This is a genomic window from Paraburkholderia sp. RL17-380-BIE-A, from assembly GCF_046028085.1.
Classification (GTDB): domain Bacteria; phylum Pseudomonadota; class Gammaproteobacteria; order Burkholderiales; family Burkholderiaceae; genus Paraburkholderia.
Map to the genome: position 1 here is coordinate 1 of NZ_JARESQ010000004.1, position 21,579 is coordinate 21,579.

General features: G+C 61.1%; 18 protein-coding genes and 3 pseudogenes. 6 read left to right on the forward strand and 15 right to left on the reverse strand.

Annotated elements, in window-relative coordinates; genetic code table 11:
- Positions 1-232 precede the first annotated feature (232 nt).
- A pseudogene (locus P0D68_RS35635) lies at positions 233-412 on the forward strand (IS6 family transposase); the annotation flags it as partial.
- A gap of 61 nt (positions 413-473) precedes the next feature.
- A pseudogene (locus P0D68_RS07500) lies at positions 474-1,217 on the forward strand (acetamidase/formamidase family protein); the annotation flags it as partial.
- Positions 1,218-1,472: 255 nt separating this feature from the next.
- On the opposite strand, the gene P0D68_RS07505 reads toward P0D68_RS07500, so the two are convergent.
- A complete protein-coding gene (locus P0D68_RS07505) occupies positions 1,473-2,057 on the reverse strand; it encodes a TetR/AcrR family transcriptional regulator (protein ID WP_091794136.1) in 585 nt (194 codons plus the stop codon).
- Between the two features lie 117 nt (positions 2,058-2,174).
- Here P0D68_RS07505 and P0D68_RS07510 point away from each other — a divergent pair.
- Positions 2,175-2,468 (forward strand): annotated as a pseudogene (locus P0D68_RS07510) (SDR family NAD(P)-dependent oxidoreductase); the annotation flags it as partial.
- Between the two features lie 242 nt (positions 2,469-2,710).
- Here P0D68_RS07510 and P0D68_RS07515 read toward each other — a convergent pair.
- The gene (locus P0D68_RS07515) at positions 2,711-4,045 is read right to left on the reverse strand and encodes an MFS transporter (protein ID WP_408303499.1); all 1,335 of its coding nucleotides are present in this window, start codon (positions 4,043-4,045) and stop codon (positions 2,711-2,713) included.
- Between the two features lie 250 nt (positions 4,046-4,295).
- Here P0D68_RS07515 and P0D68_RS07520 point away from each other — a divergent pair, with 250 nt between their 5' ends.
- The 3 genes from P0D68_RS07520 (at position 4,296) to P0D68_RS07530 (ending at position 8,370) form a co-directional block, all read left to right on the forward strand.
- A complete protein-coding gene (locus tag P0D68_RS07520) occupies positions 4,296-5,078 on the forward strand; it encodes an enoyl-CoA hydratase/isomerase family protein (protein WP_408303460.1) in 783 nt (260 codons plus the stop codon).
- Between the two features lie 17 nt (positions 5,079-5,095).
- On the forward strand, positions 5,096-7,207 hold the full coding sequence (locus P0D68_RS07525; protein WP_408303461.1) for an acetate--CoA ligase family protein: 2,112 nt from the start codon (positions 5,096-5,098) through the stop codon (positions 7,205-7,207).
- A 266-nt stretch (positions 7,208-7,473) separates the two neighbouring features.
- Entirely contained in the window at positions 7,474-8,370 is an 897-nt protein-coding gene (locus tag P0D68_RS07530) for a LysR family transcriptional regulator (RefSeq protein ID WP_091794150.1), read from the forward strand.
- Here the strand turns inward: P0D68_RS07530 and P0D68_RS07535 are convergent.
- The 13 genes from P0D68_RS07535 to P0D68_RS07595 all read right to left on the reverse strand — a co-directional run bounded on the left by P0D68_RS07535 (position 8,361) and on the right by P0D68_RS07595 (position 21,454).
- Entirely contained in the window at positions 8,361-9,284 is a 924-nt protein-coding gene (locus tag P0D68_RS07535; RefSeq protein WP_091794152.1) for an SMP-30/gluconolactonase/LRE family protein, read from the reverse strand. The two genes, P0D68_RS07530 and P0D68_RS07535, sit on opposite strands and share 10 nt — an antisense overlap.
- Before the next feature lie 18 nt (positions 9,285-9,302).
- A complete protein-coding gene (locus tag P0D68_RS07540) occupies positions 9,303-10,334 on the reverse strand; it encodes an ABC transporter substrate-binding protein (protein ID WP_408187063.1) in 1,032 nt (343 codons plus the stop codon).
- A 43-nt stretch (positions 10,335-10,377) separates the two neighbouring features.
- Positions 10,378-11,220: a fumarylacetoacetate hydrolase family protein gene (locus tag P0D68_RS07545; protein WP_408303462.1), complete on the reverse strand. Its 843-nt coding sequence runs from the start codon at positions 11,218-11,220 to the stop codon at positions 10,378-10,380.
- A 14-nt stretch (positions 11,221-11,234) separates the two neighbouring features.
- Complete coding sequence (locus P0D68_RS07550; RefSeq protein ID WP_408303463.1) at positions 11,235-11,990, reverse strand: SDR family NAD(P)-dependent oxidoreductase; 756 nt, start codon at positions 11,988-11,990, stop codon at positions 11,235-11,237.
- A 43-nt stretch (positions 11,991-12,033) separates the two neighbouring features.
- The gene (locus tag P0D68_RS07555; protein WP_408187066.1) at positions 12,034-12,840 is read right to left on the reverse strand and encodes an ABC transporter permease; all 807 of its coding nucleotides are present in this window, start codon (positions 12,838-12,840) and stop codon (positions 12,034-12,036) included.
- Positions 12,821-13,675: an ABC transporter ATP-binding protein gene (locus P0D68_RS07560; protein WP_408187067.1), complete on the reverse strand. Its 855-nt coding sequence runs from the start codon at positions 13,673-13,675 to the stop codon at positions 12,821-12,823. Before P0D68_RS07560 ends, P0D68_RS07555 begins: the two co-directional genes overlap by 20 nt.
- Entirely contained in the window at positions 13,672-14,697 is a 1,026-nt protein-coding gene (locus P0D68_RS07565) for an ABC transporter substrate-binding protein (protein WP_408187068.1), read from the reverse strand. The genes P0D68_RS07560 and P0D68_RS07565 overlap by 4 nt, the downstream gene beginning before the upstream one ends.
- A gap of 167 nt (positions 14,698-14,864) precedes the next feature.
- The gene (leuB, locus tag P0D68_RS07570) at positions 14,865-15,938 is read right to left on the reverse strand and encodes a 3-isopropylmalate dehydrogenase (protein ID WP_091794168.1); all 1,074 of its coding nucleotides are present in this window, start codon (positions 15,936-15,938) and stop codon (positions 14,865-14,867) included.
- Between the two features lie 39 nt (positions 15,939-15,977).
- On the reverse strand, positions 15,978-16,574 hold the full coding sequence (gene leuD, locus P0D68_RS07575; protein WP_408187069.1) for a 3-isopropylmalate dehydratase small subunit: 597 nt from the start codon (positions 16,572-16,574) through the stop codon (positions 15,978-15,980).
- Between the two features lie 2 nt (positions 16,575-16,576).
- A complete protein-coding gene (gene leuC, locus P0D68_RS07580) occupies positions 16,577-18,007 on the reverse strand; it encodes a 3-isopropylmalate dehydratase large subunit (RefSeq protein WP_408303464.1) in 1,431 nt (476 codons plus the stop codon).
- A 364-nt stretch (positions 18,008-18,371) separates the two neighbouring features.
- Positions 18,372-18,596, reverse strand: coding sequence for a hypothetical protein (locus P0D68_RS07585; RefSeq protein ID WP_408187071.1), 225 nt, complete (start codon positions 18,594-18,596; stop codon positions 18,372-18,374).
- Positions 18,597-18,798: 202 nt separating this feature from the next.
- Positions 18,799-19,791, reverse strand: a complete 993-nt coding sequence (locus P0D68_RS07590) for a 2-keto-3-deoxygluconate permease (RefSeq protein WP_091794173.1) — start codon at positions 19,789-19,791, stop codon at positions 18,799-18,801.
- A 133-nt stretch (positions 19,792-19,924) separates the two neighbouring features.
- On the reverse strand, positions 19,925-21,454 hold the full coding sequence (locus tag P0D68_RS07595; protein WP_408303465.1) for a UxaA family hydrolase: 1,530 nt from the start codon (positions 21,452-21,454) through the stop codon (positions 19,925-19,927).
- Positions 21,455-21,579: the final 125 nt, after the last annotated feature.

The following is a 21,579-nucleotide window of genomic DNA, read 5'->3' on the forward strand; positions in this document are numbered from 1 at the left end:
CTGCTTTGCGCCAGATTCCGAAGAATCCGGCCCGCATCGCGCATCAAGCGCCCACACTTATCGGCTGTTAATTTTTAAAGATCATTCGCTTGGAGAGCTCTGCTTTCTTCGCGTCCGTCATCTAACGGGAGGCGAATTATGAAGATCAGCCACCACCCCGTCAAGTACATTTGAAAATTTCTTTTTGGGGGCTGCTGAATTGGATTTCGTCACTGAGAAGTCAGGCATTGTCAACATCAAGTCACGCACGAGCGTCATGCGTAGTTCCAAGCAATTCAGGAACGCCGCGATCACGCTGGCGGGTGTTGAATTGATGCATCGCCTTCGCAAAGGACAATTTAGCCTCACCCAACTTCGCCTCGAGGACATCACTGTGCCTGTGGTTTGGAATGTGCTCCTCTCGGATCAATGAGGCATCCTATCAAAACAGATTTCCTCGACAAGCTCCGCCATTTGCACCAGAGCCGATCAATCTGCAAATGATTCCGCGCTTCAACTACGGTTCGAATCTCGCCGCGCATTGGGGCCATCTGTTCACTGACTTCGAGAAGGAACGCGTCACTATCTACGAACTCGATCAGGCATCGAACACGGCTCACGCGCTGTATGCGTATGACTATCCCGGCAAATATCTCGTGCCGGGCAAACGCTCGGAGATCCGCGACCGCTGCCGCGAACCCGCGCTCGAAGGCATTCGCGTACCGGTGCGCCGTCATCTGGGCACGGCAGGCGTCGCGCCTGACGTGGCAGGTCGCGTGAGCACCGTGCCGCCGGGCGCGCACGGCGGCAATATCGATAACTGGCGCATCGGCACGGGCTCCAGCATGTACTACCCGGTCGCCGTGGACGGCGGATTGTTCTCGATCGGCGACCCGCATGTATCGCAAGGCGATGGCGAAATCAGCGGCACCGCGATCGAGGCGTCGCTCAATGTGATGTTCCAGATCGTGCTGCGGCGTGACTTCAGATTTCCCTCGCCGCGGCCGGAAACGTCGGACTACTGGATCGTCCACGGCTTCGACGAAGACCTCGACGTCGCGACCAAAAACGCTTCACGCGGCATGTTGCTGCTGCTTACGGAACAGCAAGGCCTCTCACGCGACTACGCCTATTCGCTAATGAGCGTCGCCGCGGACTTCTCCGTCACGCAGGTGGTCGATGCCCGCCAGGGAATTCACTGCAAGATCCCCCGCAGCATCTTTCCTCCGAAATGGAAAACAGCCCCCCCCAGCATTTCTCTCAGGCAGAGCCGGGGCGTCGCGGGGGCGTTGAAACGACTACCTCCTGGCACGCGCGGCGAGTCGCTTGACTTTACCGGTCATCGTTGTCGACAGCGGTCACGTTCTGGTTTGATGGACGGGACGTTCCCGGATATACGCTAGTGCCGGCGCCGCACCGTTCCCCGACGCTGCCCGGCCACCGGCAATCCTGCCGAAACAGGTGTTCGTTCGGAGTTCTGACAAGGACAGCGCCTATCCGTCGATCGGTTTGGATCCGAGCAATAGTATGCCCACCAGTCGCCTGGCACTTTGTTGCCAGTCTGGAGCCGAAGCTACGTTCGATACTCCAACCAGTGCGCGCAGAAGGTCCAGTGGCTCGAGATCTGCACGGACATCTCCACTCTCAACCGCTCGGTCAACCAGCGTCCGGATTGCAGCCTTGATTTGTTTTCCCGAGCACTCGAACAGTTCGGACGACGCCCCGCCCACTATCGAATTCAGCGCAGGCGCAATGATCTTCTTTGTCGCAATGTAATCGACGAACAGCAGCATCCATTCTCTGAGAGCGTCGAGTGCAGGCAACTCGTCTGTCAGGCGGAGCTGCTCTTGCGCGAGCCGCTCGACCTCCGCGCGATAAACGCTCTCCAGCAAAGCTTCGCGCGTGGGGAAATGGCGATACAGCGTTCCTGGACCAACGCCGGCCTGGCGGGCGACATCATCCAGGCTGATATCGCTGCCTTCGTGTGAGAAAGCCTCCTTTGCAACCTCAAGGATGCGCTCGCGATTGCGCTGAGCGTCCGCTCTCGGTTTCCGTTCTTTCGGTATGGAATCAGTCATGGGCGAATCGGCACTTGCAAACGGAGAGATACTCCGTTTATTATGTATGAAACGGAGGATGTCTCCGCTTTATCGGATGGCAGGGTGGCGTCAATCTTACAGTGACGGAGAGATGACATGAGCGAACATTTTGGTGCGACATCAACAACCGACGACGTACTGTCTGGCATCAAGCTTCACGGAAAACGAATTCTGGTGACAGGCGTATCTGCCGGGCTTGGCGTGGAGACGGCAAGAGCCCTCGCTGCCCGCGGCGCGACCGTCGTCGGAGCAGCGCGCGATTTGAGTAAAGCGGAACGAGCAATCAGCGGCGTGCAGAGAGAAGCGGCAGCAGGTGGCGGGAGTATCGAGCTCATCGAGCTTGACCTGGCAAGCGCAGCGGCTGGGAGCGCCTCGCGCGCGAAATCACTGATGCGGTAGATGAGGTGCGCCGAAGCGGCTTCTGCGCTACAAGCTGGCAGCCGGAAGTGATCGCACTCGCGACGCCGCTCGCCATTCCCGGTCATCGTTTGCTGGTGCTCAACTTTAGCGTCCGCACAGCGGCGTCAAAAGACAGCGTTGTCAGCGAGCTCGGGGCGCCCCTGCTGCGTCTACGCGACGACATTACAGCCGCATGCGCGCGCCAGGAAGGCTGAAGACAGCCAGCGTCTCCTTCATTCCCGGCGTTCACTGATCGCGCGCGCTGGAATACCCAGTACCACTGCAAGACCGCCAAGAACGGAGACGACTGCAACGGCATAGAGGCCCACGGCGCTGCTACCAAAGTGCGTCGATGCGTAACCGATCACCGAGGGCGCAGAAATCCCGCCAAACTGCCCGAGGCTGCTAATGAGGCCAATGCCGCTTGCGGCGACCGAGCTCGACAGATACGCGGGTGGCATTGTCCAGAACAGCGACAGCATGCCCAGATAACCTGCAGTCGCAACGCAAAGCAGTGCCACCAGAATCGCTGCGTGATTCGCCGCCGCCGGCAGAAGCACGACGCCCAGCGCGGCCATCAATGCGCTTGCCATGAAGTGCCACCGCCTCTCCAGCATACGATCCGAGTTCCGGCCGAGCAGATACATCACCACTGCGCCGACCACATAAGGAATCGCGGAAAGAAGCCCAATGTGCCAGTAGTTCGACACACCGCTTTTCTGGATTACGCTCGGCGCCCAGATATGCACGACGATGCTCGCCCACGGCACGCTGAAATAGGCGAACGTCAGGAAATAGAACTTCGGCTCCTTCAACGCAACCCAGATCGAACCATGAGCGCGTGCAGCCTTCGTTTGCGCATCGCGGTTGAGCTCTGCCAGAAGGAGGGTCTTCTCGTCGTCCGTGAGCCAGGTTGCCTGCTCGGGCCGGTCCGTCAGATAGACATAGGCAAAGACACCGGCGATCACGGACGGAAGTCCTTCGAGAAGGAACAGCCATTGCCAGCCGTTGTAGCCAAGCAAGCCCGACATGCTATTGAGAATCCATCCCGACACCGGCCCACTGATAATGCCGGATACACAGATCGCCGTCATGAAGATGGACGTGACCCGCGCCCGGCGCGCGGCCGGAAACCAGTAGGTGAAGTAGAGAATCACGCCGGGAAAAAATCCTGCTTCCGCTGCGCCCAGCAACACCCGCGCGATGTAAAACTGCGCCGGCGTTTGCACGAACGCGGTGCCCGCCGAAACGATGCCCCATAACGCCATGATCCGCATGAGCGTTTTTCTCACGCCGACTCGCGCGAGCCACAAGTTGCTCGGTACTTCAAAGAGCATGTAACCGACGTAGAAGAGGCCTACGCCCAAACCGAATGCGGCGTCGGAAAGACCGATGTCGCGCGAGAACTGCAGATGCGCAAAGCCGATATTGGCGCGATCCAGATAAGCGAAGACGTAACAGATAAAGAGGAACGGCAGCAGCCGCCAGGTGACTTTCCGGTAGACGGCCTCTGCCTGTGGTTGCGCGACGGCGCTGACGTCGATTGGATTGGAACGGGCTGCGTGCATCATGTCTCCAGACTTGTATTGGGCCGCAGGTTAGTCATGGCCAGTGTCCTGCGTTGGAATCCATTATCGGCGCCGAACGCGCGATGACAATCTTCCAATTCCATGCAGTGGAATTGCTCGATCCCTCGGATGAAATACGCTCCGTTCCACAGAGTGGAATTGACGGGGTGTCCTGGGATGGCAGGTGGGGCTAAGCTGCATCAGCAGATCGACCTTCTCGGTCGACTCCAATTCAACCATCGAGACACGCATGACCACATCCACTATTCAACTCACTATCGACTCGCAGATCGCCACGATCGCGCTGAATCGTCCTGAAAAGCGTAACGCCATCACCAACGAAATGCGCGCCGAACTGATCGCGGCGCTGGAGACTGTGTCGCGCGACCGGGAGGTACGCGCCGTGGTGTTGACCGGCAACGGTAAGGGGTTTTGCGCTGGCGGTGACGTCAGCGGTATGGCGCAGCGCATGGAAGCCCCAGCGGGCGAGGTTGCGTTCAATGGCTGGTCACGTCAGCAGATCGTTCATCACACGGTCAATCTGCTTTACTCGATGCCCAAACCGACCATCGCGGCAGTCAACGGCGCAGCGGCGGGCCTGGGTGCCGATATGGCGCTCTCCTGTGACTTTATCCTCGCGTCGCACGAGGCGAGCTTCACGTGGAGCTACATCAAACGCGGGCTGATTCCCGATGGTGGCGGCATGTACTTCTTGCCGCGACGGGTCGGCCTCGCGCGGGCGAAGGAACTGATCTTCAGCGGGCGCAAGGTGGATGCGAAGGAAGCGCTGGAAATCGGGATCGCGGATCGCCTGAGCGAGCCTGATTCGCTCATTGCCGACGCCCACACCTGGGCCGCCGAATTGAGCCAGGGTTCGGCCACGGCACTCGCGCTTGGCAAGAGCATCCTCAATCAGAGCTACGAGCTGTCCGCGCATCAGGTGTTTGCACAAGGCAGCCAGGCACAGGCTGTCTGCTACACAAGCAGTGAACATCGCGACTCGGTGCTCGCATTCCTGAACAAAGCCCGGTGAGCACGAAGGAGATCGACATGAACGCAATTTCAAAGTTGATGCGCCCGACGAGCGTAGCAGTGATCGGCGCATCGGCGGACGCAGCCAAGACTTCAGGCCGCCCGGTGGCTTACCTCAGGAAGCACGGATTCGACGGCGACATCTACCCTGTCAACCCGCGCTACGACTCGATCGACGGCTTGCCCTGCTATCCCGACGTAGCGTCGTTGCCGCATGCGCCCGATGTCGGTATCGTCCTGCTCGGCGCTGAGCGCGCCCACATTGCGGTGCGGGATCTGGCAAGCCGCGGGACGAGCGCTGCAATCGTGCTGGCGAGCGGCTATGCGGAAATTGGCGAGGAAGGTGCGAGGCGTCAGGCGCAATTGATCGAGGCAGCAGGATCCATGCGCTTGCTCGGCCCCAATACGATCGGACTCGTCAATCTCACCGATCGCATCACGCTGTCGGCAAGCGGGGCGCTGGAGACCGACGCTTTCACGGTCGGCGGGATCGGCGTGATTTCACAAAGCGGCGGGATTCTTGGCTCGCTGTTGTCGCGCGCGGCGGCGCGCGGCATTGGCCTGTCAAAGCTGGTGTCGACGAGCAATGAAGCAGATCTCGACATGGCGGACTTTGTCGATTATCTGGTTGACGATGATTCGACTTCCGTTATCGCGCTCTACATGGAAGGGCTGCGTCATCCGGACCGGTTCCGGCGCGCGGCGCTAAGGGCGGCGGCAGCAGGCAAGCCGGTCGTGGTCTTCAAGATCGGGCGCTCCGAATCAGGCGCGCGCTCGGCGGTCTCGCATACGGGCGCGCTGGCAGGTTCCGACCGCATGTACGACGCGCTTTTCAGCATGGTCGGCGTGATTCGCGCCCAGACGTTCTCCGACTTGCTCGATATTCCTCATGCACTCGCGACGCGCCGCAAGCTCTCCGGGCGAAGGGTGGCGATTCTGACCTCGACCGGCGGTGCCGGCACGCTCGTCACCGATAGCCTGGGCATGGCGAACTTCGACACCCCGCCTCCTGACGAGGTGACGGCCGCGAAGCTGCGCGCGCTCCAGACCGGCGACCATGCGGTGCTCGACCGCAATCCGATCGATGTGACACTTGCTGGTCTGCAACCGGCTCTCCTGCGCGGCGCGATTGGCACGCTACTCGACAGTCCGGCTTACGATGCGGTCGTGGTTATCATTGGATCGTCGGGCCTCGCGATGCCTGACCTGATGGCCGGCGCAATCCGCGATTCGTTGCCCGGTAGTGACAAACCCGTGATGGCATTTGTGAGCCCTCACGCCCCGGAGATCATGCGGTTGCTTAACGAGCAGGGAGTGCCGGCCTTCCCTTCGCCCGAAAGCGTGACGAGCGCACTTGCGGCGATGTGGCAGCACGGCAAGTCCATGCAATGCCCCGTAAGTGTGGCCGAACGACACGCTGAATCAGAAGTCAACGTAAACGATCTGCCCGCCGGATCACTCAACGAAGCGCAGGCGAAAGAGCTTTTTGCCCGCTTTGGTGTGACAGCGGTACGCGAGCGTGTCGTTACGAACGCGCATGAAGCCGAGAGCGCCGCTCGCGAGTTGGGTAACAAGGTCGTGCTCAAACTGCTGTCGAACACGATCACCCACAAGAGCGATGTCGGCGGCGTAGCGGTTGGCGTCACGGCTGACAGCATCGGCGCGCGCCTGAACCGCATGCGGGACGACGTTGAAACCGCAACTGGCTTATCCGCGAATGCGTTTCTCGTTCAGGAAATGGTGGCCGGTGGAACGGAACTGATTCTCGGCCTTCATCGAGACCCGTTGGGCACAGCGTTGCTGCTGGGCATGGGCGGCGTCACCGCAGAATTGTTCAAGGACACGACGATGCGACTCCTCTCTGCCGACGCACCGCTGTCCCGCGATGACGCACTCGGGATGATTCACGAACTGAAAACCTGGCCTTTGCTCGATGGGTATCGTGGACGGCCGCGCGCTGATATTGATGCCCTTGTGACCGCCATCGTCGCGTTTGCGCGAATGGCGCTGCAGCTTGACGGACGCATTGTCGAAGCGGAAATCAATCCGCTCTTCGTGCTGCCAGCGGGCCAAGGGGTGCGGGCCGCTGACGGCGTTGCGGTACTCACATCGGAGGCTCACGAAGGGTGAGGGTCTTCGGGTCGCACTCGACTGGCTCGCCGAGGTAAGCGGCCCCGGGTTCAAGCCGGCCGCCTCGACCTGGTGTCGGGGATGGCCCTCACCTCGTGGCAATACCGTCGCCCCCAACTGAAGCGCTAGCACGACATCTATGATCGGCGCAGAACGCTCTCCCGCGTACAGGAGTTTTTTTTGCACTCGCGACCGCCCCCGTGCATACTTTCTTTCCGCCACGAGAAAGTACGGCGCGACGAGAAGACCGCGCCTCGGGAGACTCAATGCGTTTTGATTTCCAGTCGCTGAAACTATTCGTTGCCGTCTGCGAGCACGGCAGTATTGCCCGCGCGGCAGAAGCCGAAAACATCGCGCCTTCTGCGCTCAGCAAGCGTATGTCTCAACTTGAGGACACCCTCAAGACCCCCCTCTTTGTGCGGAGCAACAAAGGGCTCGAGTTGACGATCGCGGCTACCGCCCTCTTGCAGCACGCCCGCGTGCTGCTGCGCGATGTCAAACAAATGGAAAGTGAACTGCTCGACCATGCCGAGGGCGTGCGTGGACAGATCCGGCTACATGCGAGCCTCTCGACCATCGTCCAGTACATTGCCAACGACATTCGCGACTTCCTGGCACTGCACCCGGGACTGCGCATCGACCTGCAGGAAAGTTTAAGCCCAGCCGTGGTCCGCGCAGTCGCGGAGAACACAGCCGACATTGGCGTGTTCGGCGGCACGACGGTGACCGCCGGCCTGCAGGTATTTCCCTATCACAGTGACCGGCTGGTGGTGATCATGCCGCCCGATCATCCACTCAGCCATGCAGACAAGGTGAAATTTCGCGAGATGGCCCAGTACCCACTGGTGGGACCACAAGCTGGTAGCTATCTGAATTCGCTCGTCTTGCGCGCGGCAGCAGACCTGGACCACCCGCTCAAGCTGTCGATCCGGGTAAATGGTTTTGAACCCGTGCGCAGCATGGTCGAAGCGCGGCTTGGCATAGGGCTGGTGCCTGAACATCATGCCCGCCGCTATGTGAGCTCGGGGCCCCTCGTCGCCGTGCAGCTCGACGAGGTCTGGGCCGAACGACACTGGAAGATCTGCGTGCGCGAGGCCGAAACGCTCCCCGCACCGGTCCAACTGTTCCTCAAGCACTTGCTTGCACGTAGCCATCAGGAATGAGCCAGTCTCAACCCCGCTTGCGGCCAGTTCAAGGTCCCCAGGCGCCCCGTGCCCGACAGCGTGACGTAAGCGGTCTTCATGTCGGCGCCACCAAAGCAGATGTTGGTCACCATGCCATCGGGCACCGTCACTTGCCGCAGTACCTCACCGGAAGGCGCCACCACCGTGATGCAACCCGTGACCAGCGTTGCCACGCAGATATTTCCTTCTGCGTCCACGGCCAGGCTGTCAAAGCGTTGGTAGCCCGGTAGCCCGCAAATCAGGCGACCACCATGCGGAGACGGATAAGGATGCTTGCGGGCCCTGCCGGGCGCCTCGAGATCGAATGCCCATAAGCGCGCGGTTTCGGTTTCCGCCACGTACACGACACGATCGTCAGGCGACAGGCCAACTCCGTTCGCCGTCGTGAGCGGGTAGGCTACTTCGACGATCATTGATCCGTCGGCTCGCCCGTAATAGAGGCCGGCATGATCGCGCTCGCGCAGCCGGTTCTTGCCGAAGTCGGTGAAGTAAAAGCCGCCGTTGTGGTCAAACACGATGTCGTTGGGACCGCATAGCGGGTATTCACCACAGCGGTCGTACACAGTCTTCAGATCCCCCGTGTGTGGGTCGAAACGCTCGATGCGCCCGCTGGTATAACGCGGATGTACGCCTGGTTTGGTGCGATTCAGACCGGCAATGGTACGGAACAGGAAACCACCGTTATTGCAGATGTAGAAGGCTCCATCCGGGCCCAAGGCCAACCCGTTGGGCCCGCCACCCACCTCCTTCAATACGCTGACCGTGCCGTCGGGCGTCACGCGGCTGATGGTCTCGCGCTCGATTTCGACCAGCACGATTGAGCCATCGGCCATCGCCACGGGTCCTTCGGGAAACTTGAGCCCTTCAGCCACGATATGGATGCCGTTCTCCATCATTGACCTCCGTGCAAGTCACCGCTTGCTGGCATTTTCGACGAAATGATTGTCATACGTAGCTTTCAGGTCAATCGAGGCCTTGCCGATGTCGGGATCGAATGCGGCAAGCACATCGCGTACGGTGTGCGCCGCGGCGTCCGTCATCAGTCCATCGCGCGAAATGCAGTTCTGCATGTTGCCGTAGGCTCGAGCGAAGACATTCTTGTCGGCGAGAGCATATTGGGCGGGTACTGCTTCGACCACCTGCTCAGGCGTGGCGTGCGCCATCCAGCGCTCGGCCTCGAGGACAGCGTTTGTCACGGCTTGCACCGTATTGGGATACCTGGCCGCGAATTCCCTCGTGGTGTAGACAGAGGCTTCCGGGTAGTCGCCGCCCAGCGTCGCACGGGTTGCGGCGGGGTCGCGCATCACGGCCAGAGGGAAAAGATCGCCGCTGCCCTGCAGTACGGTCGCGACCGGGTCGTTGCTCATCAATGCATCGATCTGCCCGCTGCGTGCCGCTGCAATCGCACCGGCAGACGAACCCACGCCTATGATCGAGACATCCCCCGTTTTGAGGCCGGCCCTGTTAAGCAGATAATTGACGCCCATGTGGAAGCTCGAACCGGGCGAACTCACGCCGATGCGCATCCCCTTAAGATCCGCATAGGTCTTGACCTTGTCACGGCTGGCACGTGTCACACCGAACACCCAGCCAGGGCAAGAAGCCAGGGTCACGAACGAGACCAACTTCTGCCCCTTGACCGCCATCGTGATCGTGTTGGAATAAGCACCCGCGACCATGTCGGCGCTGCCGCCCAACATTGCCTGCAGCGCCTTCGCGCCGCCGCTAAATACACCAATGTCGACGTCCAGCCCCGCCTGCTTGAAATAGCCCCGGCTTTGCGCAATGACGAAGGGTAAGTAGGGAAAGCCAACGCCAGCGGCGGCCAGGTGAAGTGTTGGTTTCTCCGGCGCTGGCGCCGGGGCAGCGCTCGCGCCCGAGTGGCTCGTCAGCGCGAGGCAGGCAGCTAATATCGGCAACAGCAGGCGCCTGATCGTTAGCACGATGTTGTCTCCTTGTTGTCCAGATCGGTTCGACGGCGACTCTTTAGCCCTGTACGACGTTCTGGCGTTGCTGCCCCAGGCCCTCGATGCCGAGTGTCACCACGTCACCGGGTTTCAGATACACGGGCGGCTTCTGCCCCAACCCAACGCCCGGCGGCGTGCCGGTGGATATGATATCGCCCGGTTGCAGCGACATGAACTGCGACAGGTAGGCTACAAGGTAACGCACGCCGTAAATCATGGTGGCCGTATTACCGTTCTGGTAGCGGTGGCCATTCACCTCCAGCCACATGGGCAGTGCTTGCGGATCGCGCACTTCGTCTGAAGTCACCAGCCACGGGCCTGTTGGACCGAAAGTGTCGGCCGACTTACCCTTGGTCCACTGCCCCTGGCGCTCCGCCTGAAACGCGCGCTCGGACACGTCATTGATCACGCAGTAGCCGGCCACGTGATCCATCGCACTGCTCTCGCTCACGTACTTCGCGGGCTTGCCGATCACGACACCCAGTTCCACCTCCCAATCCGTCTTGAGAGAGTTGCGCGGGATCTCGATGGCATCGCCCGGACCCACGATCGCGCTGACAGCCTTCATAAAGACGATGGGCTCCGGCGGTATCGCAGCGCCCGTTTCGGCGGCATGGTCGGAGTAGTTCAGCCCGATGCAGATGAATTTTCGCGTACCGCCCACGCATGGACCCAGGCGCGGATTGCCTTCCACGCGCGGCAGCGAAGTGACGTCGAGCGCTTTCAGGCGGGCCAGACTCGCGGGCAGCAGCGTGTCGCCGGAGATGTCGGCCACATGGCCCGACAAGTCTCGCAAGTTTCCATCGGCGTCGAGCAGTCCCGGCTTCTCTTCGCCGGGCGGACCGTAGCGCAATAGCTTCATTTTCTATGTTCCCTTCAATAGGTCGCGCGGCCACCCGACAGATCAAAAACCGAGGCCGTGGTAAATGAATTCTCTTCACTGACAAGCCAGGCAATCATCGCGGCTGCTTCGTCTAGTTCGAGAAAACGGCCACGCGGAATCTTGCCCAGCATGTAGCGGATATGCTCGGGCGACTGCTCCATCGCGCCTGGCGTACGCGCCACTGCGGGCGTCACGCAGTTGACCGCGATGTCGTGGCTCGCCAGTTCCTTTCCAAGCGACTTGGTCATGGCAATCACGGCAGCCTTCGCCGAGCTGTACGCCGCGGCGTTGGGGTTGCCTTCCTTGCCAGCGACAGAAGCCAGATTCACGATGCGGCCGTAGTTCTGTCGGATCATCACGGGTACCACGGCGCGGCAACAGTGGAAGGTGCCATTGACGTCGATGTCGATCACCTGTTTCCAGACGTCGACGGGATACTCGGCCAAGGTCGCATTAGGGCCAACGATCGCCGCGTTATTGATCAGGATATCGATGCGTCCCGCCTCATTCAGCGTACCCGAGACGGCAGCTTCGACGCTCGCATAGTCGGCGATATCAACACGCTCGACGTGAACATCGGGGTGTCCCAGTTCTGTACGGGCCCGCTCCAGGCCCGCGGCATTGATATCCCAGATCACGAGGCGCGCGCCAGAGGCCAGCAGCCGGCGGCCGACCTCCAGGCCGATGCCTTGTGCGCCGCCGGTCACAACAGCGATGCGATCCTTCAGGTTGATTGCGTTGGTCTGCAAGATAGATTCCTTGATGTTGGATTGTCGAGCGCGGCCGGCACACTCATGCGCTCACGGCAACGGTCTGCCCGGCGACAGGGCGCCAGCGCAGCAGATAGTCTTCGACGACGGATACCGCTGTATCGAGCACCAGTGCAAACAAGGTCAGCACCAGAATGCCCGCGATCACCGAGTTGATGTCGAACACGCCCTCAGCCAGCAGAATCAGATACCCTACGCCCTTCTCCGAGCCCAGATACTCACCGACCACGCTTCCGACAAACGCGATACCAATCGCGTTGTGCAGGCTTGAGAACACCCAGCTCGTCGCCGAAGGCAGATAGACGTGCCGCATCAGCTGACGTGCATTGGCGCCCAGCATGCGGGTGTTGGACAACACCGCAGGGCTGACCTCGCGCACGCCCTGGAAGACGTTGAAGAACACCACGAAGAAGACGAGCGTCACGCCCAGCGCCACCTTCGACCAGATGCCGAGGCCAAACCAGAGCGCGAAGATCGGCGCAAAGATCAGGCGTGGCATGGAATTCATGGCCTTTATAAATGGATCGAACACGACCGCGAGGAACGGATTGAGCGCGAGCCATAGTCCGCACGCGAGACCAGACACCGTACCGATGGCGAACGCCAGCATGGTTTCGAGCAAAGTCGTGTACAGGTGGCGAAACACCGAGCCGGTCACGGTCCATTCGACGATGCGACGCGCAACGCCCAACGGATCGCCGAAGAAGAAAGGCGACAACCATTTCTGACTGGTGCCGATCCACCACAGAAACAGAACGCCGAACAGAAGTGCGAGCCGCGTGACGAGAACGACAACGCGATTGTTTGGGTCAAACACGATTGCGCGCATAGCTTTTCAGAACCTCCCCTCGAAGCACGTCCCAGATCTGGGTGTGCAGTTGCAGGAACCGCTGCGTCATACGGATTTCTGACATTTCGCGTGGACGCACGAGGTCGATTTCAAACTCGGCGATAGGCCGCGTACCCGGGCCCGCCGACAGCACGATGACGCGGTCCGATAAGGAAATAGCCTCCTCCAGATCGTGGGTCACGAACATCACGGACTTACGGTCGCGCGACCACAGCCTCAGCAGCTCGTTTTCCATCAGGTGCCGGGTCTGGATGTCCAGCGCACTGAACGGTTCGTCCATCAGAATGATGCGAGGATTCAGCGCCAGTGCCTGCGCCAGGCCGGCGCGCTTGCGCATGCCGCCCGACATCTGGTGCGGATACTTTTTGCCATGGCCTTGCAGCCCCACCCGCTCAATCCACTCGTGCGCCACCTCAAGCGCCTCATCGCGAGGCGTGCCACGGAAGATGAGGCCCATCGCGATGTTCTCTTCGGCCGTCTTCCAGGGCATGAGTGCATCGACCTGGAACAGGTAGGCAGCTTGCGTGTTCAGGCCATTGCTCAGTTTCTCGCCGAACACGCTCAAGCTGCCCGACGAAGGCCGGGTGAGCCCGGCCGCCACGTTCAGCAACGTGGACTTGCCACAGCCCGTAGGGCCGACGATCGAGACGAACTCGCCGTCGCCGATCGTCAGATTCCCGCCGGAAACGGCGGTGTAGGTCTGAGCGTTCTTGCCATTGCCGGCGAAGGTGCAGGTCACGTTGTCAAAGCGCAAAGCCTCACGCATCGCTGTCTGGCCATGCTCGAGAGTGATAGTGCACGGCGCGGTACTCATGGCTGGATCTCCGCCGCTTTCTCGACAAACCGGTTGTCATAGGTCGAGGCGAGATCGATTTTGGCCGACGCCACGGTGGGGTCGAACGCCGACAGCACATCACGCACGGTCTGTGCGCCTTTTACGGTGATCTCTCCGTTCTGTGCGATGCAACGGCGGCTGTTCGTGAAGGCATCCGCATACAGTGCCTTGTTCTCGCCCAGGTACTCAGGCGGCACATTGTCAGCGACTTGCTGAGGCGTGGCTTTGGCGATCCACTTCTCCGCGCGCACGATCGCATTGGCGACTGCCTGTACCGTCTTCGGATTCTTATTGATGAAATCCTGAGTCGCGAACAGGCTCGACTCGGGATAATCCGAGCCGAACACCTTGACGTTACCCTCCGCGGTACGCATGTTCTCCAAAGGTTTGAGGCTGCCGTCTTTGGTCAGGATCGTGGCGCTCGGATCATTGACGATCAGCGCATCGATCTGACCCGCCCTCACTGCCGCTACCGCTCCCGCAGCCTGGCCAACACCGATGATGGAGACGTCCGAGGGCTGAAGGCCCGCCTTGTGCAGGATGTAGTTCAGTGCCATGTGAGTGCTGGAGCCGGGCGCACTCACGCCGATACGCATACCCTTCAGATCCTTCGTCGACTTGACTTCGGCCTGACGCTTCTGGGACACGCCAAAGATCCAGCCGGGACAAATGACCTGCGCCGCGATCACCACGAGGTGCTGCCCCTTGGTAGCCATCGTGATGGTGTTCGAATAGGCGCCCGCTACCATGTCGGAGCTCCCACCCAACAACGCCTCCAATGTCTTGGACCCACCGGAGAAGGCAGCGATGTGCACATCCAGCCCCTCGTCCTTGAAGTAGCCGCGTTGCATCGCGACGAGCATGGGCAGATAGGTGATGCCGACGGAGGCGGCCGCAATGTGAAGTTCGGGTTTTTCAGGCACGTCCTTGGCCACGGCCGCGACAGAACCGCAGCCAAGCTCGAACGCGACGCAAAGCGCGATGGCAAATTTCAGCTTCATGGTTGTCTCCTCCCTTTCCGGGGATATTTGGGTGCGACCTACCACCGAGGACGGACCGGGTCTTCACGACCCCGATTCCTGTGATGCTGAGAACGGCCGAGGATCATCGGCTCCTCATGCTCCCGACCCTCGTGCTTCTGACTTTTGTCCTGCTTGGCAATGCGCGCTTACGCTGCCTGCTTGCGCAGTGCCTCGACTACCGCATCGCCCATGTCTCGGGTGCCCACGGATTGCGTGCCCTCCTGATGGATGTCCGCAGTTCGATAGCCGGCGGCTAGCACTGCACGCACGGCCCGCTCGACGCGGATCGCGGCATCTTCCATGCCGAAGCTCTCACGCAGCATCATCGCAAGCGACAGGATCGCGGCGAGCGGATTGGCGATATCCTTGCCTGCAATGTCCGGCGCCGAGCCGTGCACAGGTTCGTACAAACCCTTCCGGTTATAGCCCAGCGATGCTGAAGGCAGCATGCCGATTGAACCGGTCAACATGGCCGCAGCATCCGAGAGAATGTCTCCAAACAGGTTGCCCGTGACGATTACGTCGAACTGCTTGGGTCGACGCATGAGCATCATCGAGGCGGCATCCACGAAGAGATGACTCAGTTCGACATCCGGGTACTCATCGCGCCCGACGCGCGTAACCACTTCGCGCCACAACTGGCTCGCCTCCAGCACATTCGCCTTGTCCACCGAGCACAACTTGCGGCTGCGGCGTCGCGCGCTTTCGAAGGCAGCACGCGCAACCCGCTCGACCTCTGATTCCGAATAGCGCATTGTGTTGAAACCTACGCGCTCTCCGGCCTGGTTGGTTTCGAACCCGCGCGGTTGGCCGAAATAAGCGTCGCCATTCAATTCACGCACGATGACGATATCCAGCCCATCGACGACCTCGGGCCGCAAGGTCGAAGCGCCGATCAGTTCCGGGAACATGTAGGCCGGCCGGAAGTTGGCATATAGCGTCAGCGCCTCGCGCAATTGCAGCAATCCTGTACCGGGACGACGTTCACGCGGGATATCGGCCTCGTCGGCCACCCCCACCGAACCGAACAGGATCGCATCGGCCTTGCGCGCCAACGCCAGCGTGGGTTCGGGAAGCGGCACACCATGGGCCTGAATGCCCGCCTCGCCGATGGGCGCCTCCTGAGTCTCGGCATGAGGAGCCAGGATCCGCAGTACCTTGACAGCCTGCGCCACCACCTCTGTGCCGATACCGTCACCCGGCATGACTGCAATCTTCATCTGAACTTCTCCTTGGTTGTTATCCGTGAGAGTGCGTCTTCAATAAGCTTGGGCACGGTTGCGCTCGAACCCGTCAATGCGGTCCTGATGCGACAGTGTGTAGTCGATCTCGTCCATGCCGCGCAGCAGACACTGCTTCGCAAAGGGCTCCAACTCGAAGACATGGACAGAGCCGTCGGGCAACGTCGCCGTCTGTGCGGGCACGTCGATGGCAATGCGGCTACCCGGACTGGCCACCAGGGTGTCCAGCAGTGGCAAAACCACGGCCTCGGGCAGCACGATCGGTAACAGCCCGTTTTTCAGGCAGTTGATGAAAAAGATGTCGCCGAAGCGTGGCGAGATCGCCGCACGGATACCGTAGTCATACAGCGCCCAGACGGCGTGCTCCCGCGACGAACCGCATCCGAAATTGTGGTTCGCTACGACGATGCGAGACTCCCGGTAAGGCATCTGGTTGAGCACGAAGTCCGGTCGCTCCGCACCGTCGTGGTCGAAGCGCAGCGCACGGAACAGAAACTGGCCGAAATCGTCGGAACGAGGTTTCTGGAGGAAGCGTGCCGGCAGTATCTGGTCGGTATCGCAGTTGATGGCTGCAATCGGCACCGCGGCTGAGTCAAGGTAGTTCAGGCTGTCCATCTTCAGACTCCCATGAGGCGGCGCACGTCCGTCAGGCGACCTGTCACCGCGGCGGCGGCAGCCATGGACGGGCTCATCAGGTGCGTGCGCACACCCGGCCCCTGGCGTCCCACGAAATTACGGTTTGAGGTCGAGGCACAGCGCTGGCCAGGGGCAGCGATATCGCCGTTGGTCGCGAGGCACATCGAACAGCCGGGGAAGCGCCACTCGAAACCGGCTTCCCTGAACACGTGGTCCAGCCCTTCGGCTTCGGCCTGCGCGCGTACCTGGTGCGATCCGGGCACCACCCATGCCTCGACGCCGGGTGCAACGCGGCGACCGCGCGCGACCTCGGCCGCGCTGCGCAGGTCCTCAATCCGCCCGTTGGTGCATGAGCCGATAAAAACTCTATCGATCGCCACGCCTTCGAGCGCCTCGTGCGGGTTCAGTCCCATGTATTCGAGTGCCCGCAACATTGACGCCCGGAGATCGGGGTCAGCCTCATCCGCAGGATCGGGCACGCGGCGATCGATCGCGCATGCGTATTCAGGCGTGGTTCCCCATGTCACCATGGGCGCAATATCAGCCACGTCGATATACACCTCGCGATCGAACACCGCGCCTGCGTCGGTGAACAACTCGCGCCAGTGCGCCATCGCCCGCTCCCACTGTGCGCCTCTGGGGGCGTAAGGACGGCCGGACAGATAAGCGAACGTGGTGTCGTCGGGAGCGATCATTCCGGCACGGCCGCCCGCCTCGATGGTCATGTTGCACAGCGTCAACCGCCCTTCCATCGATAAACCCGCGATGGCCGAGCCGGTGTACTCAATCACGTGGCCTGCCGCGCCGGCCACGCCAATCCGCGCGATCACGGCAAGAACCAGGTCTTTGGCGGTAACGCCCTGCCCCGGCCTTCCGTCGAGGACGACGCGCATATTGCTCGATTTGCGCTGCCACAGGCATTGTGTGGCGAGCACGTGCGCCACTTCGGTTGCGCCGATGCCGAATGCCAGCGCACCGAGCGCGCCGTGGGTCGATGTGTGGCTGTCGGCGCAGACGACGGTCATGCCAGGCAGACTTAATCCTTGCTCGGGTCCGACGACGTGGACGATTCCGCGCCGCGAGTCATCCATGTCGAAGAGCGTGATGCGCGACTCCGCTGAATCACGTTGCAAAGCCGTGATCATGCCTCGCCGCTCGGGGTCCTCCACGGACGCCAGATCGTTCGCCATGCTGGAAACGTAGTGATCAACCGTGCCGAAGATACGCTTGGGGGAGCGTGGTTTGAGTCCACGCTCACGCAACATGTCGAACGATTGAGCCGTGACGTCGTGGACGAAATGCCGGTCTATGAACAGCAGGTCCTGCCCATCGTCGCGGGTCATGACCCGGTGAGCTTCCCAGATCTTGTCGTAAAGGGTTCGCGGACCACTCATCGCTTGGTCGAATTGCATTGCTTCGTCTCACTCCATCAATTTATCGACCGTGATCAACACGGCCATGCGGTTTCGCAATTGATTCTGGTGTGGAAGCATCATGCATCAGGCACGCCGGCTCGTTCGTGGTCTTTTGGAAAGGCACCATCGCCGATCGCGATGACGAGATTCATCGCTTTCGACGTTCTCGACGACGCGACAAAATTTCGTGGCCTGTCGGGATCAAGGACGCAATGGCCGGCAAGACGCGTCAACGGCTCGTAGCAAAAGCGCCGTGCGGGCAACCGCTCGATCCGCAAACGCTTCGCGATTGGGGTGTGAGCCCTTAGCAGACCACCCGTCCGGTCAACGCCGGATCGTTGCAACGCCTGTTCAAAGGTGCCTATTTGTTAGCGGGCGACACGCCCACCCGCGATGGAAACATGAGTTCCCGGCGCAGCGAAATCGCTGTCAACTTGAGCGGCATCGCGTCGAGCGTTTTCGGATCGTCGATGACGCCAAGCTGGCGCCCCGGATGTTTTCCAATCACGGCACCGCTCGCGTCATTCCGTTGCCCGCGCAATCGCCTGACAATCCGGTCAAACGCGTGCCATTGCTGTGCGAGCAATCCGCCACTAGCGATGACACGCAACGCGAGGCCGAATGCGGAAATTGCCGGGTAACGGGGCAATCGACAACGGCTCGCCGTCGATCGCCCCTTAGCCACTGTTGAATCCGCCCTGTGAAGCGGACGCCGGTCAAAGCAACCCACCTTGGGACTGCTTATGTTGATTACGAATGGAGGTCGAAGAGCGGCAGCCCGCAGGCGCTTACATCCCGTCTGCCCGCTCAGCGAGTCGTGAAGGCGCGAATCCTTCGTCGCCCACGATCTTTCTTTGCCGCGCACAATACTTCGCAAATAGTGCGGTCAACAACGGCGCCAGCAGCGACGTGACAATCGTCGACGCGGCAATCTGCGGTGTGGCGACCGCGACGAGCGACGCGAGGTGCGGATCGACGGCTGCAATGGCGATTGGCGTCGCGACCGCGTTGCCGGCGGTCGTCGACACGGCGACACCGGCCACGCCTGAACCACCGGCGAGACGGGACGCCGCGATGTTGACCACGCCGCCAATGATGAGCGTTACGAGCCCGAGCAGGATGCCCGACGCGCCCGCGCCAAGGATCGAGTGCAGGTTGATCTGCGCGCCGAGGCCGAAAGCAAAGAAAGGAATCAGGAGATCACTGCCTGATTTCAGAAACGCGCGCATGTTGCGATCGAGGTTGCCGAGCAGCATGCCGATCAGAATCGGCAGGATTGTCGCGATCAGGTCGATAAAGGGAATCCTGGCGAGACCGGACATGCCGAGCGCGAGCATGGTCACGAATGGGCCTTCAAGAATCGACAGTACCGCGAGCGCGCCACGATCGACCTCGTCACCAAACTGTTTGGTCAGCGCCGCGTAGAGCCCCATGTTCGCGTTGGTCATCGCCGCGATGATCGCCATGCTGGACAGCCCGAACACCGGGCGCCCCTTGAACAGATAACTGACCAGCAAGCCGATCGCCACCCCGCTCGCGAGCTTGGCGAGCGTGATCGCCGCGCCGTTCTTCAGCGCGCGCGGCGCGGTTTTCAACTGTATTTCGGCACCCATGCAGACGAAGAACGCCGCGAGAATCGGCAGCGCTCCGTGCGCGAGCGAGGTTGAGAAACTGCCGATGGTCAGTACATGCGGGAAGAACGTGTTAAGCAGGCTGCCCCACAGCAGCGGAATCACCATCATGCCACCGGGAAATCTCTCGATGGTTTCCTTGATCTTCATTTCGATTCGTCTCCGTCGGAGGACGCGCCCGGTCGGGTGAGCGTGGCGCCCCACCGTTGTCCATATTCAATAAGGCAACTTCACGGACTGCGCAGGCTGCCAGGGCTCTGCCGCAGTCCGCTTCAAGGATGCGTTACATCTGCGCGCCGATCATCCAGGGCACGAACTCTTCGTTGCCGACCCCGAGCGCTTCACTCTTGCTCTGCGCGCCAGATGCGACTTCGATGATCATCTCGAAGATCTCGCGGCCCTTCTGCTCGACCGTCGTCTTGCCATCCATGATGTCGCCGCAGTTGATGTCCATGTCGTCGACCATGCGTGTGTACATCTTCGTGTTCGTCGCGAGCTTGATTGACGGCGCCGGCTTTGCCCCAAAGCATGAGCCGCGGCCGGTTGTGAACAGAACGAGGTTCGCGCCGCTCGCAATCTGGCCAGTCGCGCCCATCGGGTCGTAGCCTGGCGCATCCATGAACACGAGTCCCTTCGTGTCGACTGGCTCGGCATAGCGGTACACCCCCATCAGCGGCGTCGAGCCGCTCTTGGCGACCGCGCCGAGCGACTTCTCGAGAATCGTGGTGAGCCCGCCCGCCTTGTTGCCCGGCGTCGGGTTATTGTCGATGCTGCCCTTTTCCCGCTCCGCGTAGCTTTCCCACCAGTGGATCCGCTCGACGATTTTCTCGCCGACCTCCGCGGTAATCGCGCGGCGCGTCAGCAGGTGCTCAGCACCATAGATCTCCGGCGTCTCACTGAGGATGGCGGTGCCCCCGTGTTGAACGAGCAGATCGACCGCGGCGCCAAGCGCCGGGTTCGCCGTAATGCCCGAGTAACCGTCCGAGCCGCCGCATTGCAGTGCGATGTTGAGGTTGGAGATCGGCAAGGGCTCGCGCTTGACCTCATTCGCAGCCGGCAGCATCGCCTCGATCGCCGAGATTGCCGCATCGACGGTCTTCTGTGTGCCGCCATGCTCCTGGATCACGAGCGGCACCATGGTTGCACCCGGCTCGACACCTTCCGCGATAAACAGCGCACCCATCTGGTTCGCTTCACAGCCGAGCCCGATCACCAGTACGCCCGCGAAATTCGGGTGGCGGATATAGCCACCAATCGTACGACGTAATTGCTGCACGCCTTCGCCATTGTGATCAATGCAGCAACCGAAACTGTGCGTGACCGGCACGATGCCATCGACGTTCGGATACGCATCCAGCCTGCCGGGCGCGGAGAAGTGCTGCGCGACGAGCTTGGTCACGGTTGCCGAACAGTTGACCGTGCTGACCACGCCAATGTAGTTTCGCGTAGCCACCCGGCCATCGGTACGACGAAAGCCCATGAACGTCCGCGATTCTCCGGCAGGCGCAACCGCCTTGACGTCCTTGCCGAACGCGTAATCGCGCGCGAAATCGCCCATCGACACGTTCTGGGTATGCACGTGCGCACCCGGTTGGATATCCTGCGTGACGAAACCGATGATCTGCCCATAGCGCCGCACCGGATCGCCGGCTTTCAGCGCGCGCAGCGCAACCTTGTGCGCACCGGGGATATCGTCGCGCGTAACGATGCCGCCGGCCTCGGCGAGCGTCGTGTCCGCAGGTATCGGACCGCGCGCGATTGCGACGTCGTCGTCCGCATGCAGCCTGATGACCAGTGAAGTAGAATCCGTCATGTTTTTCTCCTGAATCGTGGGGGACGGACGCACCCGAGATTGATGCATCTCTTCAATGTGCCCGTTCTGCCAAATGGTCGTTTCTTGCCAGGAGCGGCGCAAATTGGTCAGGCCACTTCGGCCGG